The following is a 25612-nucleotide window of genomic DNA, read 5'->3' as shown; positions in this document are numbered from 1 at the left end:
GGCCGCGCTGCGCGCCGCGGCCAGGGCCAAGGCCGAGCAGCGCGAGAGCGCGAAGGCGGCGCACCACGCGGAGCGTGCCCGGCACGGCCGGCCCAAGCGGTCGCTCGACGAGCTGCGCGAGATCGCACGGCGCGGCGCGGAGCTGCTGCACGGCGCGGGCACGCCCGGCGTCGAGGGCGCCACGCGCCCCGAGGCCACCGCGGAGGAGGTCATCGCCTGGGCGGCGCGCGAGTTCGGGACGTCCGTCGCGGTGGCGTGCTCCATGGCCGACGCCGTGCTCCCCCACGTCGTGGCGGCGCAGGTCCCCTGGGTCGACGTGCTGTTCCTCGACACGGGCTACCACTTCGCCGAGACGGTCGGGACGCGCGACGCCGTCGAGCAGCAGATGGACGTGACGATCGTCGACGTCCGGCCCGAGCTCACCGTCGCCCAGCAGGACGCGGCGCACGGCAAGGACCTGTTCGGTCGCGACCCGGCGCTGTGCTGCCAGATGCGCAAGGTCGAGCCGCTGCACCGCACGCTCGCGGGCTACGAGGTGTGGGTCACGGGCGTGCGCCGCGACGAGGCGCCGACCCGGACGAGCACCCCGCTCGTGACCTTCGACGAGAAGAACGGGCTCGTGAAGATCAACCCGCTCGCGGCCTGGTCGTTCGACGACCTGCTCGCGTATGCCGCGCGGCACCAGGTGATCCTCAACCCCCTGCTGAACGACGGCTACCCGTCGATCGGCTGCCAGCCGTGCACCCGGCGCGTCGCGCCGGGCGAGGACCCGAGGGCCGGCCGCTGGGCGGGGCTCGACAAGACAGAGTGCGGACTCCACGTATGAGGACGGGCATGACGACCATCGACCTGACGACCGACGCACCGGGCTCCGCCGCCGGTGCTCCCGCCGCCATCTCCCCGGACACCACGCCGGACGCGGCCCTCCCCGGCGGGCGTCGCCTCGCGCAGCTCGACGCGCTCGAGAGCGAGGGCATCCACATCATTCGCGAGGTGGTGGCCGAGTTCGAGCGGCCCGTGCTGCTGTTCAGCGGCGGCAAGGACTCCGTGGTGATGCTGCACCTCGCGGTCAAGGCGTTCGCGCCCGGCCCGGTGCCGTTCCCCGTCCTCCACGTGGACACGGGCCACAACTTCCCCGAGGTGCTCGCCTACCGCGACGCGACCGCGGAGCGCCTCGGCCTGCGGCTCGAGGTCGCGAGCGTGCAGGACTACCTCGACGACGGCCGCCTGCGCGAGCGCGCCGACGGCACCCGCAACCCCCTCCAGACGCAGCCGCTGCTCGACGCGATCTCCGGCCACCGGTTCGACGCCGTGTTCGGCGGAGGCCGACGCGACGAGGAGAAGGCGCGCGCCAAGGAGCGCGTGTTCTCGCTCCGCGACGAGTTCGGCCAGTGGGACCCGCGCAACCAGCGCCCGGAGCTGTGGAACCTCTACAACGGGCGCCACCGCCCGGGCGAGCACGTGCGCGTGTTCCCGCTGTCGAACTGGACCGAGCTCGACGTCTGGCGCTACATCGCGCGCGAGCGGATCGAGCTCCCCGAGCTCTACTACGCGCACCAGCGCGAGGTGTTCGACCGCGACGGGATGCTGCTCGCCGTCGGGCCGTACTCGCAGCCCCGCACCGACGCCGAGGCCGCGTCCCTGCGCACCGAGACCGTGCGGTACCGGACCGTCGGCGACATGTCGTGCACCGGCGCCGTGCGGTCGGACGCGACGGGCGTCGAGGACGTCATCGCGGAGGTCGCGGCGACGCGCATCACCGAGCGCGGCGCGACCCGCGCCGACGACCGCCTCTCCGAGGCCGCCATGGAGGACCGCAAGAAGGAGGGGTACTTCTGATGGGCACCCAGACCAGCACCGGCACCGAGGACGCGGCGCTGCCGCTCGACGACGCGCGGCGCGGGACGCTGCTGCGCCTCGCGACGGCGGGTTCCGTCGACGACGGCAAGTCCACGCTCGTGGGCCGCCTGCTCTTCGACTCGAAGTCCGTGCTCGCCGACCAGCTCGACGCGGTCGAGCGCGTCTCTCGCGACCGCGGGCTCGAGACCGCCGACCTCGCGCTGCTCACCGACGGCCTGCGCGCCGAGCGCGAGCAGGGCATCACGATCGACGTCGCGTACCGGTACTTCGCGACCGCGCGCCGGTCGTTCATCCTCGCCGACTGCCCCGGGCACGTGCAGTACACGCGCAACACGGTGACGGGCGCGTCGACGGCGGACGTCGTCGTGCTGCTCATCGACGCGCGCAAGGGCCTGCTCGAGCAGTCGCGCCGCCACCTCGCGGTCGCGAGCCTCCTGCGCGTGCCGCACGTGGTCGTCGCGGTCAACAAGATCGACCTCGTCGACTACAGCGAGGCGCGCTACGAGGAGCTCGCGGCGGACATCCGCGCGGCGGCGACGTCGCTCGGCGTCGGCGACGTGCACACCCTCCCCGTGTCCGCGCTCGTGGGCGACAACGTCGTGGACCGGGCGAGCGTCAACACGCCCTGGTACGACGGTCCGAGCCTGCTCGAGCTGCTCGAGGAGCTCCCGACGGGCGACGACCCGGAGACCGAGGCGTTCCGCTTCCCCGTCCAGGTCGTCATCCGCCCGCAGGCCGCGGCCGACGAGCGCTACCGCGACTACCGCGGGTACGCCGGCCAGGTGGCGTCGGGCGTCGTGACGGTCGGGGACGAGGTCGTGGTGCTGCCGTCAGGGCGCCGCACGACTGTCGTCGGGATCGACACGGCCGACTCGCTCGCGTCCGGCGAGGAGCTCACGGAGGCGTTCGCGCCGCAGTCCGTGACGATCCGCCTCGCAGACGACGTGGACGTCGCGCGCGGCGACCTCATCGCGTCCGCCGCGGAGGCCCCCGAGGTCACGCAGGACGTCGAGGGCACCGTCGCGTGGCTGAGCGACCGCCCGCTGCTGCCCGGCGCGCGCGTGCTGCTCAAGCACACGACCCGCACGGTGCAGGCCGTGGTGCGCGACGTCGTCGGGCGTCTCGACCTCGACACCGCCGAGCTCGAGCCCGCCGAGCGCCTCGACCTCAACGACATCGGCCGCGTGACGCTGCGGCTCGCGTCGCCCGTCGCGGCCGAGGAGTACGTCGTGGCCCGCCGCACGGGCGCGTTCCTGCTCGTCGACGGCCAGGACGGTGGCACGCTCGCCGCCGGCATGGTGGGCGACGCGCTCGCCGCCGCGCGTCGTCCGGCGTCCCGGCCCGGCTCGTACGCGATCTAGGCTGGAAGCCGTGACCGCACCCGAGCACGAGACGTACCCCCTGGGTCTGCGTCTCGACGGTCGCCGGACAGTCGTCGTCGGCGGCGGTCCCGTCGCCGCGCGCCGCACGCGGGGCCTCCTCGACGCGGGCGCCGTCGTGACCGTCGTCGCGCCGTTCGTGTGCGAGGACCTCGCGGAGCTGCTCGCGGTCCACGGGACCGAGGACGCGGGTGGCGCGCACGGGCACGCGGTCGCGCCCCGGGACCGCGGCGCGCGGCTGTCGTGGGTGCGGCGCGACTACCTCACGGGCGACCTCGACGGCGCGTGGCTCGTCCACACCGCGACCGGCGACCCGCGCGTGGACGCCGAGGTCGCGGCCGACGCCGAGGCCGACCGGATCTTCTGCGTCGCCGCGGGCGACGCGGACCTCGCGACCGCCTGGGTGCCCGCCGTCGCACGCACACGCGTCCCGGGCGGCGCCGCTCGCGGCGTCCCGGCAGCGGAGGTCACGGTGTCCGTCAACGCGGGCCGGGACCCTCGTCGCGCCCAGCGCGTGCGCGACGCCGTCGCCGCGCTGCTCGAGGCGGGCGAGCTCCCGCTCCGGGCGGTCCGGCCCGCGGGCTCACGTCCCTCGGCCGACGACGACGTCCCCCGCGCCGGCGCCGTCTCGGAACCGCTCGTGCGGCCGCTCGGGACGGTCGCGCTCGTCGGGGGCGGCCCCGGCGACACCGGGCTGATCTCGGTGCGGGGACGCCGCCTCCTCGCGGAGGCGGACGTCGTCGTGGTCGACCGGCTCGGGCCGCGCGGCCTGCTCGCCGAGCTCGGCGACGGCGTCGAGGTCGTGGACGTCGGCAAGACGCCGGGCCACCACCCGGTGCCGCAGTCGGAGATCAACCGGATCCTCGTGCACCACGCGCTCGTCGGGCGGCGGGTCGTGCGGCTCAAGGGCGGCGACCCCTACGTGTTCGGGCGCGGGGGCGAGGAGGCCGAGGCGTGCCGCGAGCACGGCATCCCGGTCGAGGTCGTCCCGGGCGTGACGAGCGCCGTCTCCGTCCCCGCCGCGGCGGGCATCCCCGTCACGCACCGCGGCGTGTCGCGCGGCTTCACCGTGCTCACCGGGCACGAGGACGTCGGCAAGGTGCCCGCCGCGAGCGACCACACCGTCGTCCTGCTCATGGGCGTCTCGCGGCTCGCGGAGACCGCGGCGGCGCTCGTCGCGCAGGGCCGTCCTGCCGAGACGCCCGTCGCGGTCGTCGAGGACGGCTACGGCCCGCGCCAGCGGACCACGGTCGGCACGCTCGCGACCATCGCCGACCGCGCCCGCGAGGCCGGCGTCCGCCCGCCCGCGGTGACCGTCGTCGGCGACGTGGTGACCCTCTCCCCCGCGTGGCCCGGCCCCGCCCCGCGCGGCGGCCACGGCGTGCCCTCCGAGTAGCCGCGAGCGCCTCGGCGTGCACGACCCCCGTCCTGCCGGCTCATGACCGGGACCTCCCGGCCCGCTGGGCGTCCCGGTCACCCGGGGTCGTCGTGCGGGACCAGCACCCGCACCCCGGGCCGGTCGAGCACGGTCGTCGTCGTCTCGTCGAGGGTCCGTCGGGTCTCCTCGCTGAACCCGTCGCCCGTCGTCCGCACGAGGACGGCGGACGTCCCCGAGGTCAGGTAGCGCAGCGCCTCGTCCTGCCAGGCGAGGTTCCGACGGCGCGGGACGGCCTCGCCCGCGGCGTCGTGCGTGCCGAGGTCGTACGCGTACCCGGACAGGTCCACCGGGAGCTCGCAGCCGCGCTCGAGGTCGCGGCTCAGCACGTCGAGGACGGCGAGCACCCCGGGAGAGTCGGCACGGACGCAGCCGTCGTCGGGGAGCCGGGCCGCGACCTCGGCCGTCGGGATGGGCACGATCCGGGGAGCGGTCAGCACGGCCGCCACCAGGAGGGCGCCGGCCCCGGCCCCCAGGACCGCCCCTACCACCACCCGGCCCGGGCGCGGCACGAGCGAGCACGCCGCCGCCAGGACGAGCACCAGGGCCGGGGCCGCGAAGGCCGCGTACTGCGCGTACGCGGACGGCGCGGCCAGGAGCACGCCGACCTGCACCACGAGCAGCGCGACCCACAGCCGCCCGCGCCGCCCGGCCCAGGCGACGACCGCCGCGACGGTCACGAGCGCCAGCACGGCCCAGACCACCGCGACCTGGGCCCGGTGCGACACGAGCTCGTCGAGGCCGCCCGTCCCCGTGATCCACACGAGCCGCTGCTCGAGGTCCGTCGTCGCCCGCGGCCGGCCGAGCTGGGTGAGCACGACCATCCGGACCATGTCCAGACCCGCGGCGAGGAAGAACGGCAGCAGCACGGTCGCCAGCGCGACGACGGCGCCCGCGCCGGCGCGGGCCGCGGTGCGCCACCCACCGACGGCCAGGAGCCAGAGGAGCACGACGAGCAGCGGCACCACGCCCCAGATCTTGACCGTCGCGCCGAGCCCGAGCACGGCCCCGCCCGCACCCACCCAGAGACGCCCGCTCCCGGCGCCCTCCGTGCGCACGTCGAGGCCGCGGAGCAGCAGCACGACCCCGCCGAGCAGGCACAGCGACCCCAGGGGCTCGAGCAGCGTGACCCGCTCGGCCCACGCCGCGGCGAAGGACACCGCGTACAGGACGCCGCCCACGACCGCCGCCGTCGCACCCCACCGGCGCGCGACGCGCGTCACGAGCACGGCGTTCGCCGCGCCGACGAGCATGAGGCCGACACGCGCGGCGACGAGCGCCTGGTCGTCGCTCGTCCACGCGGTGAGCCCCGCGAAGGGCGTCAGGGCGAGCATCGAGCCGGGCGGGTGCAGCAGCAGGAAGTCTCGGTACGGCAGGCGGCCGTGCACGAACGCGACCGCCGCCGAGAAGTACACGCCGTCGTCGTACCCGCGGTACGCGCCGACACCGGCCGACCCGCCGACGAGGTGCCACCGCACCACGAACGCCAGCACCGCCACGACGGCGGCCACGACCCACCCCCACCGCGCGGCAGCGGGCTCTCGGCGCGAGGCACGGGCTGCCATGCTCACACCCGCCAGTGTGCGCCGGACCCGCGGCGGACGCGCGACACGGGGCGGCGCCGCTAGAGGAGGCGGCGCTGGGCCGCCCAGCGGGTGAGCTCGTGGCGGGAGGAGAGCTGGAGCTTGCGCAGGACCGCGGAGACGTGGGTCTCGACCGTCTTGATCGAGATGAACAGCTCGGACGCGACCTCGCGGTAGGTGTACCCGCGCGCGATGAGGCGCATGACCTCCTGCTCGCGGGCCGAGAGCCGGTCGAGCTCGTCGTCGCGCACCGCGACGTCACCGGCCCCCGTGCCGAACGCGTCGAGCACGAAGCCCGCGAGGCGCGGCGAGAACACCGCGTCGCCGCCCGCGACCTGCCCGACGGCGGCCGACAGGTCCGGCCCCGAGATCGCCTTGGTCACGTACCCGCGCGCCCCGGCGCGGATGACCGCGACGACGTCCTCCGCGGCGTCCGACACCGAGAGCGCGAGGAACCGCACGTCGCCGAGCAGGTCGGTGCAGCGCTGGATGACCTCCGCGCCGCCGCCCCCGCTGCCGCCGGGCAGGTGCACGTCCAGCAGGACGACCGGGGGGCGCAGCTCGTGCACGCGCGCGACCGCCGACTCGACGTCGTCCGCCTCCCCCACCACGGCGACGAGCGCCGGGTCGAGGCTCGCGCGCACGCCCGCCCGGAACATGTGGTGGTCGTCGACGAGCACCACCGGGACGGGACCGGTCGCGGGGCCGCCGGCGGCCGGCGTGCTGGGGATGGTCGTCACGGGGTCTCCTGGTTCGACGGTGGGCTCGACGGTGGGCTCGACGGTGCGGGCGACGGCGTGCTCGACGGCGGGCGGGCGGGCTCGGGCTCTGCCGTCACGGCCCGCGGCACGCGCAACCGTACCTCCGTGCCCCAGCCCGGCCGGCTGATGATCTCGGCCTTGCCGCCGCGGCGCTGGACCCGGCCGAGGATCGACTCCCGGACGCCGAACCGGTCGGGTGCGACGTCCTCCATGTCGAAGCCGTCCCCGCGGTCGCGCACGAAGACCTCGACGGCCGCGTCGCTGACCTCCAGGTAGACCGAGTAGGGCGGCCCGCCGTGCGCGACGGCGTTGACGAGCGCCTCGCGGGTCGCCTGCAGCAGCGCGGCGGTCTCCTGGGTGGGCGTGCAGTCGCCCACCATGACGACGTCGACCACGACCGGCCCGGGGTCGGACTCGCCGGTCGACCCGCCGCCGGGCGCTCCGAGGGGCGCCCCGATGGGCTCCGCACGCCGGCCCACGCGCCCGTCCTCGACCTCCGCGACGAGCCCGCGCAGCTCGGCGGCGAGCGACGTCCCCGGCGAGGGCCGGTCGTCGTACAGCCACTCGCGCAGCTCGCGCTCCTGGGCGCGCGCGAGGCGCGCGACGGTGTCGGCGTCGGACGACCGCGCGCGGATGAGCGCGAGCGTCTGCAGCACGGAGTCGTGCAGGTGCGCGGCGATGTCGGCGCGCTCGGCCTCGCGGGCGCGCGCGGCCCGCTCGTCGCCGAGCTCGCGCACCAGCTTCAGCCACCACGGCGCGAGCACGATCGCGACGCCGCCGAGCACGGCGACCGCCGCGACCGCCGCGCGGACGATCTGGGTGGGCCGCGCGTCCTGCCCCACGAGCAGGACGATGCCCACGAGGACGAGCACGACGCCGCCGGCGATGCGGAGGACCCCGGCGGGCGTGCGGCCGCCGGCCCGCGTGAGCAGCCGACCGCGCTCGACGGCGTCGAGCTGGCTCCACGCGAGCGCCGCGCCCGCGAGCGCGATGAGGACCGGGATCACCCACGACACCTCGACGTCGATCCCGGTGCGCAGCGCGACCAGCAGCGCGGCGCCGCCCAGCAGCACGACGCCGATCGCGACGTCGCGCACCGGGAGCCTGCGCACGCTGCCCTGGAGGCGTGGCGCGAGCCGCGACAACGACGCCGGGCGCTGCTCGTCGCGCGCCGCGGCCGGGTCGCCGGACGGGACCGTGAGCCACCAGAACACGTAGAGCGCGACGCCGGCGCCGCCCGCGAGCCCGAGGAACGCCATCACGAGGCGCACGACACCGACGCTCACGCCCAGGTGCGCCGCGAGCCCGGCGCACACGCCGGCGACCCACCGGCCGCGCTCGGGGCGGCGCAGCGGCAGGTCGCGCGGTCGCGGACCGGGCCCGGCACCGGTCGGTGCGCCGGGCCGCGGGCCGGGGCGGGCGGGAGTCGTCACCCCCCGATCGTCACACGTCCCGGGCGCCCGGACCGCCCCCGGACCGCGAAACCAGGGTCGAGCGGCAGCCGGTTCAGGGTCGGGTCAGGGTGGCACCCGATACCGGTGACGCGGCTCCCGCGCCAGCATGGTTGCCATGAGCACTCCCGACCTTCCCGGACCCGGCCCCCAGCCCGGGCCCTCCGGCGGCGCCGCCGAAGCGTCCGGCGCGCAGCCGGGCACCGTCCCTCCCGGTGCGGGCGGACCCGACCCCGCGTGGGCCGGCCCCGCCGGCCCGACCGACCCCGGTCAGGCTCCTCCGCACGGCTCCCCGCAGGGTCCGCCACAGGGCCCTGGCACGACCCGCCCGAACGGCACCGACGGCTTCTTCGACGCCGTCCGCCGCGTGGGCATCTTCCGCTCGGACGACCGGTGGATCGGCGGTGTCGCGTCCGGCGTCGCCGAGCGGTTCGGGATCGACCCGCTCATCGTGCGCGGGCTCCTCTTCGTGACGTTCTTCCTGTCGGGCGCCGGGCTCGTGCTCTACGGCGCGGCCTGGGCCCTGCTGCCGGAGCGGCGTGACGGGCGCATCCACCTCCAGGAGGCGTTCCGCGGCAACGTGGACGTCGCGCTGCTCGGCGCGGCCGCGTTCGTCGTCGTCGGGTTCTCCTGGGGCGGCGGCTGGTGGTCGTGGTGGGACGCGCTCCACCTGGGGTGGCTGACCGGCCTGTTCTGGGTCGCGGCGTTCGTGACCGTCGCGGTCGTCGTGGTCTCCGCGCTCACGCAGCGCGGACCCCGGGGACCCCAGGGCGCGCCGCCGCCGACGCCCCCGTGGGCCGGCGGCCCCGGCGCACCGGGCACCGGTGGTCCTGGCGCTCCCGGCTACGGCCCGAGCGCTCCCGGCCACGGACCCACGGGCCCGGGGTACGTGCCGCCCGCCCCCGGCGGCGCCGCGCCGACCGACGCCCCGTGGGGCTCGCCCGGTACCCCCGCCGGCGGCCCGCCGTCCGGACCTCAGGACCGGGTCACCTGGTCGGCCGAGGCGAGCCCCTACGCCTCGACCGCGCCGGGGGCGACCGTGCCCGTCCCCCCGTACGCCCCGGGCGCACCGCTCGGCGCGACGGCGCCCCTCGCACCGCAGGCCGCCGCGCCGCCGCGCGTCCACCAGGGGCCGCGGAACCCGTCCGGGCAGCAGCCGCCGCGTCCTCCGCGCGCCCCGCAGCCGCCGAAGCCCCCGCGCCCCCGCGGGCCCGGGGCGACCACGACGGGGGTCGTCGTCGGGCTGAGCCTCCTGCTCGGCGCGTTCCTCCTCGTCGTCGACCGGCAGGGCGAGCTGCCCTGGCCCGTGTTCCTCACCTGGGCCGGCCTGACCGGGATCCTCGCGGGCCTCGCCATCGTCGTGAGCGGCCTGCGCGGGCGCACGAGCGGCGGCCTCGGCTGGCTCGCGGTGCTCCTGCTGGTCGTCGCCCTGCCGGCCTCTGCGTGGCGGTCCGCCCCGTTCACGTTCTTCCTGGACGACTCGGTGCGGACCGTCACGGACGGCACGCACCGCGTGACCGACCCGGACGTCGCCGAGGAGGGGTTCGGCGTGACGTTCGGCGACCCGACGATCGACCTCTCCGGGCTCGACCTGTCCGACGCGTCCGGCACCTCTCCCGTCGAGGTCCCGATCCAGCTCGGCGCTGGCGACGCGACCGTGGTGGTGCCGGACGGGGTCCCCGTCCGCGCGGAGGTCCAGGTGCTCGCGGGGAACGCCCGCTGGCTCGTCGACGGCGACCGGCAGGAGATCGGCGGCGTCAGCACGCGGCCGGTCACGTTCGACAACGACGAGGTCCAGTCCGGCGACGACCCGCTGCTGGTGCTGCAGGTCGAGGTCGGGGCCGGCCAGATCACGATCGAGGAGAACTGATGAACGACTCAGCACGCCGCGACGACGACACGCGGCCGCTCGGCGACGAGCTGTTCGACACCCCGCGGGCCGGGGCCCCGGAGGCGGACGCCACGCACCCGACGGTCCCGCTGTCCACGGAGGCACCGGCCACGGAGCCGCTGCCGGCCGGGCCTGCGCGGGACGGGGAGACCTCCGTCCTGGACGTGCCCGGTCAGCCGGCCCCCGGGCACCCGGGTACCGCCCCTGGCGGCACGACGACGACCGGCCGGACTGCCGGCGCCGTCCCGCCGGTCGGGCCGTCGGTCCCCCCGACCTCGCCCACGGCGCCCGTGTCGCCCACCGTGCCCGCCGAGCCCCTCTCGCCCGCGCGACGCGGTCCCCGCGTCTCCACGATCGTGTGGGGTTTCGTCATCGTCGCGTTCGGCGTCGTCGTGCTCGCCGCCGCCCTCGGCGCGCGGGTCGACCTCGGGCTGGCCACGATCGTCGTGCTCGCCGCAGCGGGCCTCACGCTCGTGGTCGGGTCCATCGTCTCGGGGGCCCGGCGCCGGCGAGGCTGAGCCCGGTCCGGCCCCCGCGTGGGCGACCGCAGGTCGAGAGACGGCGGGCCGAGACACAGCGAGGGGCCGTGGCACGTGTGCCACGGCCCCTCGTCGTGTCCGAGCGACGCCGCCCCGCACGCTCTCCCCGGTGCGACCCGGCGGGAACGGGTCCTCGACGTCCGGACGGACGGCCGGGACGGTCAGGGGGTGGGCTCGTCACCCCGACGCTCGGGCGGGGTGCCCGTGGGGCCGGTCGTGGGCGTCGTGGTGTCGGGCGACGCTGCCGGCGACGCCCCCGGGGCGGACGGGGTCCCCGTCCCCGGCGCGCCCGTCGGCTCGACCGGCGTCGCGGCCGCCCGGGCCTCCGCACCGGGTGTCGAGAGCGCGGACGTGCGACCCGGCGCCTCGACCGGGCGTGCCGGCTCCGGACGGACGGGCGGAGCCGTCGGCGAGGGTTCCGCGTGCGCGGGCGCGACGTGGCGCCCGGCGTCCGACAGGTCACCCGACGACGTGTACGCCCCCGGAGTCTCGACCGCGACGCTGGGGCCGCCCGCGAGCCGCCGGAGGGCGATCCCGACGAGGATGAACAGGACGCCGAGCCCCATGACGAGCAGGCACACCCCGAACGCGACGACGGACGTGAACAGCGACGCCCGCAGGAACGACGCCGTCATGACGGTCTGGCGGGTCGGGTCGTCCTGGTCGAGCTCGGCGTAGGTCTGGCCGCCGCTCGCCTCGAGCGCGTGCTTGTTGATGACCTCGGCCTGCGCGTACGCGGTGAGCGGCCCGTTGACGTGGCGGCCCGCCAGGAACGACGCGTCGTCCGAGACGGTGATCTCCTCGGCGGACAGCTGGTTCGCCACGACGATCCAGGTGCCGATGCCCGCGAGGAGGAGGACGATGCCGGCGATGATCGACACGAGGCCGATGCCCCGCGCCCCCTTGGCCGGAGTGACGGTGACGGTGCTCGACATGGCGCGTTCTCCCCTTCGTCAGGACCCACCTGCTGCCGCTCCGCGGGCGGTGACCCGCGGGCGCGGGACCGCCGCAGGGCGGTCGAACCACCCATACGGGACCCACGGTAGCGACGACGACGACGGACCGCGCGGCGAACGCGCACCTCAGCGCGTCGCGACGGGATGGGAGGATGCGGTCCGTGCGCATCACCCACCTGACCGACTGCTACCTCCCCCTGCTCGGCGGGATCGAGACCCAGGTCGCGCGACTCGCGCAGCAGCAGGCGGCGGCCGGCCACGACGTGTCCGTCGTGTGCACCACGCCCGCCCGTCCCGGCGCGCACGGCGTCTCGACCGAGCAGGACGGCGACGTCACGGTGCACCGGCTCGCCGCACGCGTCCCGGGCGGCTACCCCGTCCACCCGCGCGCGCCGCACCACGTAGCGAGGATCCTGCGCGCGGGCCGGCCCGACGTCGTGCACCTCCACATGGGCGTCCTCACGCCCTCGACGCAGGCGTCCCTGCGCACCGTCGTGCGCGCGGGACTGCCCGCCGTGCTCACGGTGCACAGCGTCTGGGGCGGGGCGGAGAGGGCGTTCGCCGGGCTCGACCGCGTCGTGCGGTGGTCGCGCTGGCCCGTGCTGTGGTCGGCCGTGAGCGAGCTGACGGCGGCTCCCCTGCGCCGCATCGTCGGCGACCACGGCGAGGTCGTGGTGCTGCACAACGGCCTCGACCTCGACGCGTGGCGCGTGCCGCGCACCGAGCGCGCCGAGCGCATGGAGGGCGCCGCCGTCCACGTCGTGGCGGCGACGCGGTTCGCGCCGCGCAAGCGCGTGCTGCCGCTCCTCGAGGTCGTGCGCGACGCCGTCGCACGCCTCCCCGAGGGCGCGCTCCACGTGACGCTCGCGGGGGACGGCCCCGAGCTGGCCGACGCACGGCGCTTCGTCGCCGAGCACGGGCTGGGGTCGGTCGTGTCGCTCCCCGGCCGCCTCGACGCGACGGGGCTCAAGCGGCTCTACGCGCGCGCCGACGTGTTCGCCGCGCCCGCCGTCGAGGAGGCGTTCGGCATCGCCGCGCTCGAGGGCCAGGCCGCCGGGCTGGCGGTCCTCACCCGCTCGCAGTCGGGCGTCGCGGAGCGCCTCACCGACGGCGTCGACGCGCTCGTCGCGGACGACGACCCCGGCCTCGCGGACGCGCTCGTGCGCCTCGCGACCGAGGACGGCCTGCTCGACCGGATCATCGCCCACAACCGGGACGTGCCGTCGTCGGCCGGCTGGCCCCGCGTGCTCGCCGACGTGGAGGCAGCATACGAACGGGCCGCGACGATCGCCGTGGATCGTCGGGCCCGTCCGTCCCGCTAGGGGGTCACTCCCACTCGATGGTGCCCGGGGGCTTGCTCGTCACGTCGAGCACGACCCGGTTGACCTCGGCCACCTCGTTGGTGATGCGCGTCGAGATGACGGACAGCACGTCGTAGGGCAGGCGCGTCCAGTCGGCCGTCATCGCGTCCTCGGACGAGACGGGGCGCAGCACGATCGGGTGACCGTAGGTGCGGCCGTCGCCCTGGACGCCGACCGAGCGCACGTCGGCGAGCAGCACGACCGGGCACTGCCAGATCTCGTTGTCGAGCCCGGCCTTCGTCAGCTCCTCGCGCGCGATCGCGTCCGCGGCGCGCAGCGTCTCCAGGCGGTCCGCCGTGACCTCGCCGACGATGCGGATGCCGAGGCCCGGGCCGGGGAACGGCTGGCGGGCGACGATCTCCTCGGGCACCCCGAGCTCGCGGCCGACCGCGCGGACCTCGTCCTTGAACAGGGTGCGCAGCGGCTCGACGAGCGAGAACTGCAGGTCGTCGGGCAGGCCGCCGACGTTGTGGTGGCTCTTGATGTTCGCCGCGCCCTCGCCGCCGCCCGACTCGACGACGTCCGGGTACAGCGTGCCCTGGACGAGGAACTTGACCTCGGCGCCGTGCTCGCCCGCGTCCTCGACGATCTGGCGCGCGGAGTCCTCGAACACGCGGATGAACTCGCGGCCGATGATCTTGCGCTTCGTCTCCGGGTCGCTGTGCCCGGCGAGCGCGGTGAGGAACCGCTCCTTCTCGTCGCGGATGACCAGGTTGACGCCGGTCGCCGCGACGAAGTCGCGCTCGATCTGCTCGACCTCGCCCGCGCGCATGAGCCCGTGGTCCACGTGCACGCACGTGAGCTGGTCGCCCACGGCGCGCTGCACGAGCGCCGCCGCGACCGCGGAGTCGACGCCGCCGGAGAGGGCGCAGATGACGCGCGCGTCGCCGACCTGGGCGCGGATCGCCGCGACCTGGTCCGCGATGACGTTGCCGGGCGTCCAGTCCGGGGCCAGTCCGGCGCCGTCGTACAGGAAGTGCTCGAGCACCGTCTGGCCGTGCGCGGAGTGCTTGACCTCGGGGTGCCACTGCACGCCGTACAGGCGGCGCGTGGTGTCCTCGAACGCCGCGACGGGCGAGCCGGCGGACGTCGCGAGGACCTCGAAGCCCTCGGGCGCACGGTGCACCGCGTCGCCGTGGCTCATCCACGTGGTCTGGTTCTCCGGCGTGCCGTCGAGCAGCACGCCCGCGGCGCACACCTCGACCTCGGTGCCGCCGTACTCGCGCAGGCCCGTCTGGGCGACCTCGCCGCCGAGCGCCTTCGCCATGGCCTGGAACCCGTAGCAGATGCCCATGACGGGCACGCCGGCGGCGAACAGCGCCGGGTCGACGAACGGCGCGCCGGTCGCGTACACCGACGACGGACCGCCGGAGAGGATGATCGCCACCGGGTCCTTCGCGAGCATCTGCTCGACCGTGAAGGTGTGCGGCACGATCTCGGAGTAGACCTTGGCCTCGCGCACACGGCGCGCGATGAGCTGCGCGTACTGGGCGCCGAAGTCGACGACGAGCACGGGCCGCGGGGTCGCGGCGACCTCGGCGGTGGTGGGGGTGTCGGGAGCGGTGGCGGGTGACGTCACCGGTCCAGGATAGTCGCCGCGCGGCGGGCGACCGTCACGCGTCTCAGGCGTCGGTGCGCTCGCCGGGTCGCGCGGCGGCTCGTCCTGCCACGCGCTCGCGCAGCGCGCGCGCGGCACGCTCCGGGTCCGGCGCCTGCGTGATCGCCCGGACCACGACGACGCGGTCCGCACCGGCGTCGAGCACCGCGTCGAGCCGGTCCAGGTCGACCCCGCCGATCGCGAACCACGGCGTGCCAGGCCGCGTCGCGGCGACCGTGCGCAGCAGGTCGAGCCCGACTGCGGCACGCCCCGGCTTGGTGGGCGTCGCCCACAGCGGGCCCACGCAGAAGTAGTCGACGTCCGGGTCCGCCTCGGCCGCGGCCGCCTGGTCGGCCGAGTGCGTGGACCGGCCGAGCGCGGGTGCCGCGCCGAGGAGGGAGCGCACCGCGGAGACCGGCAGGTCACCCTGACCCATGTGGACGACGGGGGCCCCGGTGAGCCGTGCGACGTCGGCCCGGTCGTTCACGGCCCACAGGGCGCCGTGCTCCGTCGCGACCCGTGCGACGAGCTCCTGGAGCTCGAGCTCGCGCGCCGCGTCGAGCGTCTTGTCGCGGAGCTGGACCACGTCGACCCCGCCCGCGAGCGCCGCCCGCAGGAAGTCCTCGAGGTCGCCGCGCTCCTCGCGCGCGTCCGTGCACAGGTAGAGGCGCGCGTCGGCGAGGCGGGCGCGCACGTCGTCAAGTGCCGACGGGGCGGGGGCGGCGGGCGTGGCGAAGGTCTCGGGGCTCACCCGCCGGAGCCTAGCCGCGGCGGGCCCGGGGCAGGCGGTACTGTGGCCGACAGCACGGGAGCCCCGCACGGGGCTGAGAGGGCGTCGGAGCCGACCGTCGAACCTGATCTGGGTCATGCCAGCGAAGGGAGCGCGCATGCACACCCCTGTCCGTCCTGGGCCCCGCTCGCCGGGAGCCGGTCCCGCCGTGCCCGACGGCGCGCGCGACGTCGTCGTCGTGGGCGGCGGGATCGTGGGGCTCGCCGTCGCGTGGCGCGCCGCGCGCGCGGGGCTGAGCGTCACGGTGCTCGACCCGTCGCCGGGCGACGGCGCGACGCACGCCGCCGCCGGGATGCTCGCCCCGGTCACGGAGGCCGACTTCGGCGAGGACGACGCACTGCGCCTGCACCTCGCCGCCGCCGGGGCGTGGCCCGGCTTCGCCGCCGACCTGCGCGCCGCGACCGGGGCCGACGTCGGGCTGCGCACCGCGGGCACCCTCACGCTCGCCTACGACGCCGACGACCTCGCGCTGCTCCGCCGCGTCCTCGCCCTCCACGCGGAGCACGGCCTCGCGTCGCACGAGCTCACCGTCGCCGACGCCCGCCGACGCGAGCCGTACCTCGGCCCGCGGGTCGCGGGCGCGGCGTGGGCGCCCGAGGACCACGCGGTCGACCCGCGCGCGACGCACGCGGCGCTGCTCGGCGCGCTCGGCGCGGGCGACGGGCCGGGGACGGTCCAGGGCGTCGGCTCTCGCACCGCGGCGCGCGCCGTCGTCGTGCGGGCGTCCGCGACGCGGCTCGCGCTCGGCCCGGCCGGGCAGGTCGTGGGGGTGCACGACGACGCGGGCCGGCTCCACGCCGCGGGTGCGGTCGTCGTCGCGGCGGGCTGGGAGTCCGGCGCGCTGCTCGCGGACGTGCCGGGCGTCGTCGTACCGACGCGCCCCGTCAAGGGACAGACGCTGCGCCTCGACGCCGGGCCGGACCTCGCGCTGGAGCACGTGGTGCGCGGGGTGGTGCAGGGGCGGCCGGTGTACGTCGTGCCGCGCGACCCCGTCCCGGACGGGCAGGGTCACGGCTGCGCGGGGCACCGCGAGGTCGTCGTCGGGGCGACCACCGAGGAGAACCCCGACGACCGCCGCGCGACCGCGGGCGGCGTCTTCGCCCTGCTGCGCGACGCGCGCGCGCTCCTGCCCGGGATCGACGAGGCGGCGCTCGTCGACGTGACGCCTCGGGCCCGCCCTGCGACCCCGGACAACCTGCCGCTCGTCGGCCCGACCGCCGTCCCGGGGCTGCACCTCGCGACGGGGCACGGCCGCAACGGCATCCTGCTCGCGCCGCTCACCGCCGACGCGGTGGTGGCCGGGCTCACGGGTGCCGCGCTCCCGACCGACGTCGCCGCCGCCCTCGCCCCGACCCGCACCGACCGCTTCGCCGAACCCGGGGTCGCTCCCCACGGCGAGCCCGACCTGGGGAGCGATCCCGGGTTCGACGCCTCCCGGGCGGGCGCCTTCTCCACGACGACACCGAGGTGATCCCCGTGACCGCACCTGCTCCGACCGCGCTCGTCAACGGCGAGCCGTACCCGCTCGCCGCCCCCGTGCACCTCGAGCAGCTCGTCGCGGCGCTCGTGCCCGCGTACGTCGCCGACGGGACGCCGCAAGGCGTCGCCGTCGCCGTGGACGACGCCGTCGTGCCGCGCGGCTCGTGGGCGACGACCGTCGTCGCGCCCGGCGACCGCATCGAGATCGTCACCGCCGTCCAGGGCGGCTGAGGAGGACCCGTGACCACGACCGACACCACCCCGCGCCGACCCGCAGACCGCCAAGGCCTCGCCGACGACCCACTCGTCGTCGCGGGCGCGACCATCGGGTCGCGCCTCGTCATGGGCACCGGCGGGGCGGCGAACCTGCTCACGCTCGAGGACGCGCTCGTCGCGTCGGGCACCGCGCTGACGACGGTCGCGATGCGCCGCGTCGCCGTGCGAGCCGGTGGCGACGCCAGCCCCGACGCCGGCATCTGGGCGCTGCTCGCGCGCCTCGGCATCCGGGCGCTGCCCAACACGGCCGGGTGCTTCTCCGTGCGCGAGGCCGTGCTCACCGCGCACCTCGCGCGCGAGGCGTGCGGCACGGAGTGGGTCAAGCTCGAGGTGATCGCGGACGACGTCACGCTCCTGCCCGACCCCGTCGGCCTCGTCGAGGCGGCCGAGCAGCTCGTCCGGGACGGGTTCGTCGTGCTGCCCTACACGAACGACGACCCGATCCTCGCGCGCCGGCTCGAGGACGCAGGGTGCGCCGCGGTCATGCCGCTCGGCGCCCCGATCGGCACCGGCCTCGGCATCCTCAACCCCCGCAACATCGAGGCGATCGCCGCCGCCGCGCGCGTGCCCGTGATCCTCGACGCAGGGATCGGGACGGCGTCCGACGCCGCGCAGGCCATGGAGCTCGGGTGCGACGGCGTCCTGCTCGCGACCGCCGTCACGCGGGCCGCCGACCCGGTCCGGATGGCGCACGCGATGCGCCTCGCCGTCGAGTCCGGCCGCCTCGCCGTCGGTGCGGGCCGGATCCCCCGCCGCGAGGGCGCCCTCGCGAGCTCGTCCCCGGACGGCCGCCTCGACCTCGCCCTCTGACACCGGCGACCGAGGGCCCCTCCCGGCACCGGGACGCGGCCTAGGTGACGGGGGAAGCCGCCGCGACGGCGTCGAGCAGGGCGGGGACCCCGCCGACCACGGAGCGGGCGTCGATCCCGGCCGCGCGGGCGACGTCGGCGACGCGGGCCGAGCGGGCGCCGACCGCGCACAGGACGAGCACGGTGCGGTCCGTCGGCAGGTCCGCGAGCGCCGCGGCGGCGTCGCCGCCGAGGAACGCGCCGCTCGGCACGAGCGTCGATCCCGGGACGGGGCGCACTTGCGCCTCCCAGTCCTCGCGCACGTCGAGCAGGTACGGGGCCGCGCCGTCGTCGCCGAGCAGCGCCGCGGCGTCGGGCGCGCTGACATCGCGCTCCCCCGCCAGCGGCCTGGCGTCCGCGGCCGCAGGGGCGAGCCCGCAGAACGCGGCGTACGCGTCGTCGCCCGGCAGGAGCGCGGTGACGGGGTCGCGCGTCGGGTCGGCGCGCACGGTGAGCTGGCGCCAGGTGAGGTCGAGCGCGTCGTAGACGGCGAGACGGCCGAGCAGCGTCGTGCCGGCGCCGGTGACGAGCTTGATCGCCTCGGTCGCCATGACGGAGCCGACGGTCCCGCACATCGCGCCGAACACCCCGCCGGTCGCACAATCGGGCGCGGCACCGGGCGGTGGTGGGACGGGGAACACGTCGCGGTACGTGACGCCGCGCGCCTCGTCGTCCCCCGGGCCGACGGGAGCCGCGCCGCCCGGGAGCGGGACGTCGTCGGGCACCGCGAACCGCGGCGCGGCCCAGAAGACGCTCACCTGACCCTGGAAGCGGTAGATCGAGCCCCAGACCACGGGGACGCCGAGGACCTCGGCCGCGTCGGAGACGAGGTAGCGCGTGGGGAAGTTGTCGGCGCCGTCGAGCACGACGTCGTAGCCGCGCAGCACGTCGAGCGCAGTGTCCGCGTCGAGGCGGACCGCGTGCTCGACGACGCGCACGTGCGGGTTGACGTCGGCGATGGCGTCACGCGCGGAGTCGACCTTGCGACGGCCGACGTCGGGCCCGCCGTGGATGACCTGGCGCTGGAGGTTGGACGTGTCGACGACGTCGTCGTCGACGATGCCGATCGTGCCCACGCCCGCGGCGGCGAGGTAGAGCAGGGCGGGGCTGCCGAGGCCGCCCGCGCCGACGACGAGCACGCGCGCGGCCGCGAGGCGACGCTGGCCCTCGGGACCGACGCCGGGCAGCGCGAGGTGGCGCGCGTACCGCTCGAGCTCCGCGGTGGTCAGCTCGGGGCCGGGTGCGACGAGGGGCGCGAGCGGCACGAGGGGCGCCGTCATGACGCGTACTGCTCCTCCAGGACGGCGAGCTTGGCCTCGGCCTCGGCGTGCACCTTCTTCTCGAGGATGAACGACATGACCGGCACGACGCCCGCGAACACCATGGTCGCGAGGCGGCCCCAGCCCCAGCGCATCTTGGTCCACAGGTCGAGGACCGTCACGAGGTAGACGACGTAGATCCAGCCGTGCGCGAACGGGATCCACGACACGTACCGCATGACGTCGTCGACGTCGACGAACTGACCGACCCCGTACTTGACGAGCATCTCGACGCACAAGATGAGGAGCATCACACCGGTGATGATCGCGAGGACCCGGTAGCGGGCGAGGGCACCGCGCGCCTTGCGGATCGCGGTGCGCGCGGCCTCCGTGCTGGGCGCTGCCGCGGCGGGCGCGTCGGTCGGGGTGGCCGGGTCCTGCGTGGTCATGGGAGAGGTCCTCGTTCCGGGCGAGACGGCCGCCGCGGTCCCTGCCGCGCGCGGTGGCGTGTGACGCGGTCGCAGCGGTTAAAGCGTCGCCGCGTGTCGGACGCCGAACCTAGGGTAGAACACCGTGCGACCCCTCCCCCTCCCCGACCCGGGGACCCCCGACCTGCGCGGACCGACGCGCTACCTGCTCTGGCTGGCCAGGCGCCAGTGGACCGTGCTCACCGTCTCCGTGCTGCTGGGCCTGGCCAACTTCGCGTGCCAGGCGTTCCAGCCGTACATGCTCGGACGCGCGCTCGACGAGGGGCTCGCGGAGGGGTTCGGGCCGGAGCTGTGGCGCTGGGCAGGGCTCCTGCTCGCGCTGGGCCTGGGGATCGTCGTCACGGGCGTGACGCAGCACCGGTTCGACATCGCGAACTGGCTCCGCTCCGCGCTCACGACGTCCCAGCTCGTGGGGGACGTCACCGCGCGCTCCGGCGACGCGATCACGGAGGAGCTGCCCACGGGCGAGGTCGTGTCGACGGTGGCGAGCGACGCCATGCGCGTCGGCCAGCTCTTCTCGATGATGGGCCAGTTCCTCGGCGCGCTCGGGGCGTACGTCGTGGTGGCCGTCATCATGCTCTCGACGTCGCTCCAGCTCGGGCTCGTCGTCGTGCTGGGTCTGCCCGTGGTCGCGGCCGTGCTCGCGCTGCTCGTCAAGCCGCTCCAGCAGCGCCAGGCCGCGCAGCGCGAGGCGCAGGGCCGCCTCACGACGCTCGGCGCGGACACGGTCTCCGGCCTGCGGATCCTGCGCGGCATCGGTGGCGAGGGCGTGTTCGTCGGCCGCTACGCGCGCCAGTCGCAGAAGGTGCGGGAGGCGGGCGTCAAGGTCGCGCACACGCAGGCCACGCTCGACGCGCTCCAGGTGCTCCTTCCGGGCCTCCTCGTCGTCCTCGTCGTCTACCTGGGCGCGACGGCTGCGCTCGCCGGCGACATCACGCCCGGCCAGCTCGTCGCGTTCTACGGGTACGCGGCGTTCCTCGGCTGGCCGCTCCAGGTCGCGACGCAGATGCTCAACATCGCCACGCGCGCCCACGTCGCGTCGCGCAAGATCGTGCGCGTCCTCGCCGTCGAGCCCGCCGCGGGCGCGACCCCGGCGACCGCGCCCATGCCGCCCGAGGACAGCCCCCTCGTCGACGAGACGAGCGGCCTGGTCCTCGAGCCCGGTCGCGTGGTCGCGCTCGTCTCCGCGGACCCCGACGCGTCGGCGGCCGTCGCCACGCGGCTCGGCCGGTTCGACGACGACGCGGAGGCCGCCACGCCCGTGCGGCTCGGCGGGACGCTGCTCGCCGAGCTCGACAAGCACGCGCTGCGGCGCCGGGTCGTGGTCGCCGAGGCGACGCCGCAGCTCTTCTCGGGCGCGCTGCGCGACGAGCTCGACCCGCGGGGCACGGCGACCGAGGCCGACGTGCTCGCCGCCGTACGGACCGCCGACGCCCACGACGTGCTCGACTCCGTACCGGACGGCCTCGCGGGCGAGCTGCCGGAGAAGGGCCGCTCGCTCTCGGGCGGGCAGCGCCAGCGCGTCGCGCTCGCGCGCGCCCTGCTCACCGAGCCCGAGGTCCTCGTGCTCGTCGAGCCGACGAGCGCCGTCGACGCCCACACCGAGGCCCGGATCGCCGCGAGCCTCGCCGACGCGCGGCGCGGACGCACGACGCTCGTCGTCACCGCCTCGCCGCTCGTGCTCGAGCACGTCGACGAGGTCCTGCTCCTCGAGGGCGGTCGCGTCACCGCGCGCGGCACGCACCGCGACCTCGTCGACCGCGCCCACGCGTCGGGCACCGCGCCGGACGACGACGCGGCCCGCTACCTGCGCGTCGTCGGACGCTCGCTCGACGAGTCGCCCGTCCTCGCCCGCACCGCACCCGAAGGAGGAGAGTCGTGAAGCTCCCCGTCGCCGACGGCCCCGCCGTCCGCGCCGCCGCCGGGCAGCTCTTCGCCCGCCACCGCGGCACGTTCGTCCTGATCGCCGTGCTCCACACCCTGGCCGCCGTCGCCGGGCTCGTCGGCCCGTGGCTGCTCGGCCGCCTCGTCGACGCCGTCACCGAGGGCACGACCTCGTCCTACGTGACGACCGTCGTCGCCGTCGGCGCGGGGGCCGTCGTCGCGCAGGCCGTGCTGCGCCGGTACGCGCAGCGCCTGTCCATGGTGTTCGGCGAGACCGTGTTCGCCGAGCTGCGCGAGGACCTCGTCGAGACGGTGACCTCGCTCCCCCTCTCGACCGTCGAGCGAGCCGGCACGGGCGACCTCGTCGCGCGCACGACCAACGACGTCGACCGCATCCAGCACGCTGTGCGGTTCGGCGTGCCGCAGCTCCTCGTCGCCGTCGTGACGCTCGTGCTCACGGTCGTGGCGTCGGTCGTCGTCGCGCCGCTCGTCGCGATCGCGCTGTTCGTCGGCGTGCCGCTGCTCGTCGTCGTCTCGCGCTGGTACCTGAAGCGCGCGTCGGCGGGCTACCAGCGCGAGGCCGCCGCGTACGCGACGCTCAACGGCACCATCACGGAGAACGTCGAGGGGGCACGCACGGTCGACGCGCTCTCGCTCACCGAACGACGCAAGGCCCGCGTGCGGGCCGACCTCACCGAGGCGTACGAGGCCGAGAGGTACACGCTCGGGCTGCGGACGGTGCTCTTCCCGGGCATCGACCTCGCGATCGCGATCGCGCCGGTCGCCGCGCTCGTGTGGGGTGCGTGGCTGCTGTCGCAGGGCCAGACGACGCTCGGCGCCGTCGCGACGGTGACGACGTACGCGTTCCAGCTCGCCGGGCCGGTGTGGAACCTCATCTTCTGGCTCGACGAGATCCAGGTCGCCGGGGCGTCGTACGCCCGGATCGTCGGCGTCGCGCAGGTGCCGGGCGACCGCACCGCGACGGGTGACGTGCCCGACGGGGACCGCCTCGTCGCGCGCGACGTCGAGTACGCCTACCGCGAGGGCCACCCCGTGCTGCACGGCGTCTCGCTCGATCTCGCGCCGGGCGAGCGGCTCGCCGTCGTCGGCCCGTCCGGCGCGGGCAAGTCCACGCTCGGGCGCATGCTCGCCGGCATCCACCCGCCCACGGCGGGGTCGGTCCGCTCGGGCGGCGTGCGCCTCGTGGACCTGCCGCTGGAGGACCTGCGCCGCGAGGTCGCGCTCGTCACGCAGGAGCACCACGTGTTCGTCGGCACGCTCGCGGACAACCTGCGGCTCGCGAAGGTCGACGCGAGCGACGCCGAGCTCCGCGACGCGCTCGACGCCGTGGACGCGCGCGGCTGGGCGGAGTCCCTGCCCGACGGCCTGGAGACGACGGTCGGGTCCGGCGGGCACGTGCTCACCCCCGCGCAGGCGCAGCAGGTCGCGCTCGCGCGGCTCGTGCTCCTCGACCCGCACACGCTCGTGCTGGACGAGGCCACGTCGCTGCTCGACCCGCGCGCGGCCCGCCACCTCGAGCGCTCGCTCGACGCCGTCCTCGCGGGCCGGACGGTCGTCGCGATCGCGCACCGCCTGCACACCGCGCACGACGCCGACCGCGTCGCCGTGGTCGACGGCGGCCGCATCAGCGAGATCGGCCCGCACGACGAGCTCGTCGCGGCGGGCGGCGACTACGCGCGCCTCTGGCACTCCTGGCAGCAGGAGTAGGAGCCCGGGCGGTGCCAAGATGGTGCTGATGCCAGACACCACGAGCGACACCCTGCACGACCTCCCGTCCCTCCCGAACCCGTGGCGCGCCCGGGTCCCCGGCTACGCCGACGTCGACGCGCTCGTCGGGCTGCGACGTCTGGACGAGCTGCAGGGGACGGGCTCGTCGCACGTCGACCCCGCCGGGATCGAGTCGGAGGTCGCGGGGCTGGCGTCGTGGACGCGCCGTCAGCTCGTCGCGGTCGGGCCGGACGACGTGCCGCGGGCCTGGATCACCGTGCACGACCGCGCCGCGGGGCGGGCGACCGTCTGGGGCTACTTCGACCGCGACGTGGCCGAGGTCGACGCGATCGCCGACGCGTTCTACCGCTGGGCCGAACGCACGGCGGTCGCGATGGCGCGCCTGCGCGGCGTCGCGACGCTGCGTCTGGACGAGAGCCCCTTCGCCGACGACACCCGCCAGACCGGCTGGCTCACCCGGGCGGGCTACGCGCGACGACGGAGCTGGCTGCACATGACACGCCCGGTCGCGGCGGACGAGGCGTCGCTGACGCCCCGCGCGGGCGTCACGGTGCGCCCGGTCGAGCGGCACGAGAACGGCCTGCCCGTCGCGGCCGACCTCCAGGTCGTGCACCAGATGCTGGAGACGTCCTTTCAGGACCACTTCAACTCCTACCGCGAGAGCTTCTCGGAGTTCGTCCAGCGGCTCCGCGAGGACCCCGGCCACAGCTGGGACCACTGGTGGCTCGCGTACGTGGAGACCGACGAGGGCCGCCGCGTCCCGGCCGGCACGGTGGTGTGCTCGTCGCTCGCCGCCGGCGAGAGCGGCGCGCCCGGTACCTACGTCGAGTACATCGGGGTGACGCGCGCCGCCCGAGGCCGCGGTGTGGCGAAGTCCCTGCTCGCCACGGTGATCGCCGACGCCGCCCGGGACGGACGCGACCGCGTGGCGCTCGAGGTCGACGCGGACTCTCCCACCAAGGCCGACCAGCTCTACCGCTCGCTCGGCTGGGAGACCGACTACGTCACCGAGTCGTGGTTCAAGGACCTCGAGCTCGACGGCTGACGTGCTCGACGGCCGCGCACCCCGGGCGTCCAGCCGGCTGGCGGGTCAGGCGCCGGGGAGACCGGCGATCCCGGCGTCCTCGCCGCGCGTCCTGCGCTTGCCGCCGGCGGCCTCGTCGCGCACGAGCCGGACCCACAGCAGCACGGCGAAGCCGCCGAACACCCACCACTGCAGCGCGTAGAACAGGTTCTGCAGGTTGAGGCCCGTGCCGCCCTCGATCGTCGGGCGCGGGAGCTGCGCCGGACCGCCGTCGGCGGCCGACGGCTGCTCCGGGTCGGAGGCGAGGAGCACGAGGTACCCGGAGTACATCGGCCCGCCCCACTCGTTGACGAGCGCCCCGGTCGAGATGGCGTCGGTCAGCCCGGGGGCGGAGCCGCCCTGGCCCGCCGCCTCGGAGGCCTGCAGGTAGCCCGTGAGCCGCACGACGCCGTCCGGCGGGTCGAGCGCCGCGCCCTGCTCGGGCGTCTCGACCCACCCGCGGACCACGGGCAGCACGGGGGCGCCCGAGAGGTCGGCCCACGACGCGCCCTGCGTCCCGTCGTCGGTCACATGCAGCGGGGTGAGGACGAGGTAGCCGACGCGGCCGTCGAGCGCGCGGTTCTCGACGAGGAGCTGTCCCGCCGGGTCGTACTCCCCCTCGACCCACGCCTGGCGGCCGACGAGCTCGCCCGGGAAGGACGACTGCGGGGGGAGCAGCACCCCGACGCCCTCCGGCCCGGCGGCTTCCAGCTCCGCGGCCTCCTGCTGCGCCGAGAGCTCGGCGCGCTGCTGCGCACGGTCGAGCTGCCAGACGCCCAGGCGCGCGCACACGGCGGCGGCCAGGAGGAACAGCACGAGCAGCCCGACCACGCGGGGCTGGCGGGCGACCGCCCAGAACGAACGTGGGGCGGTGGGCTCGGGCACGACCCCACGGTAGCCGGGCTGCCTGCGAGAACCCGCATCGCGGGCGTCGTACCGGGCGAACCTCACACCGGTGTGATC

General features: G+C 76.2%; 22 protein-coding genes and 1 riboswitch. Of the genes, 13 read left to right on the top strand and 9 right to left on the bottom strand.

What is annotated here, in order from left to right:
• Positions 1–112 precede the first annotated feature (112 nt).
• From NF338_RS18275 to cobA, 4 genes are read left to right on the top strand one after another with little or no spacing between them, the layout of a single operon-like run.
• Entirely contained in the window at positions 113–826 is a 714-nt protein-coding gene (locus NF338_RS18275; protein ID WP_412847231.1) for a phosphoadenylyl-sulfate reductase, read from the top strand.
• A gap of 8 nt (positions 827–834) precedes the next feature.
• A complete protein-coding gene (gene cysD, locus NF338_RS18270; protein ID WP_264032052.1) occupies positions 835–1839 on the top strand; it encodes a sulfate adenylyltransferase subunit CysD in 1005 nt (334 codons plus the stop codon).
• Positions 1839–3221, top strand: a complete 1383-nt coding sequence (locus NF338_RS18265; protein ID WP_264032051.1) for a sulfate adenylyltransferase subunit 1 — start codon at positions 1839–1841, stop codon at positions 3219–3221. Before cysD ends, NF338_RS18265 begins: the two co-directional genes overlap by 1 nt.
• 10 nt (positions 3222–3231) lie before the next feature.
• The gene (gene cobA, locus NF338_RS18260) at positions 3232–4635 is read left to right on the top strand and encodes a uroporphyrinogen-III C-methyltransferase (RefSeq protein ID WP_264032050.1); all 1404 of its coding nucleotides are present in this window, start codon (positions 3232–3234) and stop codon (positions 4633–4635) included.
• Between the two features lie 77 nt (positions 4636–4712).
• Here cobA and NF338_RS18255 read toward each other — a convergent pair whose 3' ends face one another.
• From NF338_RS18255 to NF338_RS18245, 3 genes are read right to left on the bottom strand one after another with little or no spacing between them, the layout of a single operon-like run.
• Positions 4713–6245: a hypothetical protein gene (locus tag NF338_RS18255; RefSeq protein WP_412847209.1), complete on the bottom strand. Its 1533-nt coding sequence runs from the start codon at positions 6243–6245 to the stop codon at positions 4713–4715.
• Between the two features lie 53 nt (positions 6246–6298).
• A complete protein-coding gene (locus NF338_RS18250) occupies positions 6299–6997 on the bottom strand; it encodes a LuxR C-terminal-related transcriptional regulator (RefSeq protein ID WP_318783150.1) in 699 nt (232 codons plus the stop codon).
• The gene (locus tag NF338_RS18245) at positions 6994–8451 is read right to left on the bottom strand and encodes a PspC domain-containing protein (RefSeq protein ID WP_412847207.1); all 1458 of its coding nucleotides are present in this window, start codon (positions 8449–8451) and stop codon (positions 6994–6996) included. The genes NF338_RS18250 and NF338_RS18245 overlap by 4 nt, the downstream gene beginning before the upstream one ends.
• 136 nt (positions 8452–8587) lie before the next feature.
• Here NF338_RS18245 and NF338_RS18240 point away from each other — a divergent pair, with 136 nt between their 5' ends.
• Positions 8588–10339, top strand: coding sequence for a PspC domain-containing protein (locus tag NF338_RS18240; RefSeq protein WP_264032049.1), 1752 nt, complete (start codon positions 8588–8590; stop codon positions 10337–10339).
• Complete coding sequence (locus tag NF338_RS18235; protein WP_264032048.1) at positions 10339–10878, top strand: hypothetical protein; 540 nt, start codon at positions 10339–10341, stop codon at positions 10876–10878. Before NF338_RS18240 ends, NF338_RS18235 begins: the two co-directional genes overlap by 1 nt.
• A 182-nt stretch (positions 10879–11060) precedes the next feature.
• Here NF338_RS18235 and NF338_RS21010 read toward each other — a convergent pair whose 3' ends face one another.
• Positions 11061–11834 carry a hypothetical protein gene (locus NF338_RS21010; RefSeq protein ID WP_318783149.1) on the bottom strand — a complete coding sequence of 258 codons (774 nt, stop codon included), beginning with the start codon at positions 11832–11834 and terminating at the stop codon, positions 11061–11063.
• A 182-nt stretch (positions 11835–12016) separates the two neighbouring features.
• Here NF338_RS21010 and NF338_RS18225 point away from each other — a divergent pair, with 182 nt between their 5' ends.
• Entirely contained in the window at positions 12017–13177 is a 1161-nt protein-coding gene (locus NF338_RS18225) for a glycosyltransferase family 4 protein (protein ID WP_264032047.1), read from the top strand.
• A gap of 4 nt (positions 13178–13181) precedes the next feature.
• Here NF338_RS18225 and guaA read toward each other — a convergent pair whose 3' ends face one another.
• Positions 13182–14795: a glutamine-hydrolyzing GMP synthase gene (guaA, locus tag NF338_RS18220; RefSeq protein WP_318783148.1), complete on the bottom strand. Its 1614-nt coding sequence runs from the start codon at positions 14793–14795 to the stop codon at positions 13182–13184.
• A 43-nt stretch (positions 14796–14838) separates the two neighbouring features.
• Positions 14839–15564, bottom strand: a complete 726-nt coding sequence (thiE, locus tag NF338_RS18215) for a thiamine phosphate synthase (RefSeq protein ID WP_264032046.1) — start codon at positions 15562–15564, stop codon at positions 14839–14841.
• Positions 15565–15616: 52 nt separating this feature from the next.
• Positions 15617–15696, top strand: a riboswitch (TPP riboswitch).
• A gap of 4 nt (positions 15697–15700) precedes the next feature.
• Between thiE and thiO the strand changes: the two genes are divergently transcribed.
• From thiO to NF338_RS18200, 3 genes are all read left to right on the top strand, one after another.
• Positions 15701–17074 carry a glycine oxidase ThiO gene (thiO, locus tag NF338_RS18210; RefSeq protein WP_264032045.1) on the top strand — a complete coding sequence of 458 codons (1374 nt, stop codon included), beginning with the start codon at positions 15701–15703 and terminating at the stop codon, positions 17072–17074.
• Positions 17075–17079: 5 nt separating this feature from the next.
• Entirely contained in the window at positions 17080–17313 is a 234-nt protein-coding gene (thiS, locus tag NF338_RS18205) for a sulfur carrier protein ThiS (RefSeq protein ID WP_264032044.1), read from the top strand.
• Positions 17314–17424: 111 nt separating this feature from the next.
• On the top strand, positions 17425–18168 hold the full coding sequence (locus NF338_RS18200) for a thiazole synthase (RefSeq protein ID WP_264032095.1): 744 nt from the start codon (positions 17425–17427) through the stop codon (positions 18166–18168).
• 40 nt (positions 18169–18208) lie between these two features.
• Here NF338_RS18200 and NF338_RS18195 read toward each other — a convergent pair whose 3' ends face one another.
• Both NF338_RS18195 and NF338_RS18190 read right to left on the bottom strand, forming a co-directional pair.
• Positions 18209–19486 (bottom strand): ThiF family adenylyltransferase, encoded by a 1278-nt coding sequence (locus NF338_RS18195; RefSeq protein WP_264032043.1) that lies wholly within the window; start codon positions 19484–19486, stop codon positions 18209–18211.
• Positions 19483–19914, bottom strand: coding sequence for a DUF3817 domain-containing protein (locus NF338_RS18190; protein WP_264032042.1), 432 nt, complete (start codon positions 19912–19914; stop codon positions 19483–19485). The genes NF338_RS18195 and NF338_RS18190 overlap by 4 nt, the downstream gene beginning before the upstream one ends.
• A gap of 124 nt (positions 19915–20038) precedes the next feature.
• Here NF338_RS18190 and NF338_RS18185 point away from each other — a divergent pair, with 124 nt between their 5' ends.
• The 3 genes from NF338_RS18185 to NF338_RS18175 are packed head-to-tail and all read left to right on the top strand — an operon-like array spanning position 20039 to position 24631.
• On the top strand, positions 20039–21835 hold the full coding sequence (locus NF338_RS18185) for an ABC transporter transmembrane domain-containing protein (protein WP_264032041.1): 1797 nt from the start codon (positions 20039–20041) through the stop codon (positions 21833–21835).
• Entirely contained in the window at positions 21832–23565 is a 1734-nt protein-coding gene (locus NF338_RS18180) for an ABC transporter ATP-binding protein (RefSeq protein ID WP_264032040.1), read from the top strand. Before NF338_RS18185 ends, NF338_RS18180 begins: the two co-directional genes overlap by 4 nt.
• Before the next feature lie 28 nt (positions 23566–23593).
• A complete protein-coding gene (locus NF338_RS18175) occupies positions 23594–24631 on the top strand; it encodes a GNAT family N-acetyltransferase (protein WP_264032039.1) in 1038 nt (345 codons plus the stop codon).
• 45 nt (positions 24632–24676) lie between these two features.
• Here the strand turns inward: NF338_RS18175 and NF338_RS18170 are convergent, their stop codons facing one another.
• On the bottom strand, positions 24677–25534 hold the full coding sequence (locus tag NF338_RS18170; RefSeq protein ID WP_264032038.1) for an SURF1 family protein: 858 nt from the start codon (positions 25532–25534) through the stop codon (positions 24677–24679).
• Positions 25535–25612 lie beyond the last annotated feature (78 nt).

Origin of the sequence: Cellulosimicrobium sp. SH8 (assembly GCF_025818875.1) — a bacterium.
GTDB lineage: Bacteria > Actinomycetota > Actinomycetes > Actinomycetales > Cellulomonadaceae > Cellulosimicrobium > Cellulosimicrobium cellulans_D.
The sequence above is the reverse complement of the archived record's forward strand: the minus strand, read 5'-3'. Positions and strand labels throughout refer to the sequence as shown.

Excerpts from the sequence above, each read along its gene's own strand:
- NF338_RS21010 (WP_318783149.1), bottom strand. The coding sequence starts at position 11,834 with ATGTCGAGCACCGTCACCGTCACTCCGGCCAAGGGGGCGCGGGGCATC.
- NF338_RS18235 (WP_264032048.1), top strand. The coding sequence starts at position 10,339 with ATGAACGACTCAGCACGCCGCGACGACGACACGCGGCCGCTCGGCGAC.
- NF338_RS18265 (WP_264032051.1), top strand. The coding sequence starts at position 1,839 with ATGGGCACCCAGACCAGCACCGGCACCGAGGACGCGGCGCTGCCGCTC.
- NF338_RS18200 (WP_264032095.1), top strand. The coding sequence starts at position 17,425 with ATGGGCACCGGCGGGGCGGCGAACCTGCTCACGCTCGAGGACGCGCTC.
- cysD (WP_264032052.1), top strand. The coding sequence starts at position 835 with ATGACGACCATCGACCTGACGACCGACGCACCGGGCTCCGCCGCCGGT.
- thiO (WP_264032045.1), top strand. The coding sequence starts at position 15,701 with ATGCACACCCCTGTCCGTCCTGGGCCCCGCTCGCCGGGAGCCGGTCCC.
- NF338_RS18195 (WP_264032043.1), bottom strand. The coding sequence starts at position 19,486 with ATGACGGCGCCCCTCGTGCCGCTCGCGCCCCTCGTCGCACCCGGCCCC.
- NF338_RS18190 (WP_264032042.1), bottom strand. The coding sequence starts at position 19,914 with ATGACCACGCAGGACCCGGCCACCCCGACCGACGCGCCCGCCGCGGCA.
- NF338_RS18240 (WP_264032049.1), top strand. The coding sequence starts at position 8,588 with ATGAGCACTCCCGACCTTCCCGGACCCGGCCCCCAGCCCGGGCCCTCC.
- NF338_RS18175 (WP_264032039.1), top strand. The coding sequence starts at position 23,594 with ATGCCAGACACCACGAGCGACACCCTGCACGACCTCCCGTCCCTCCCG.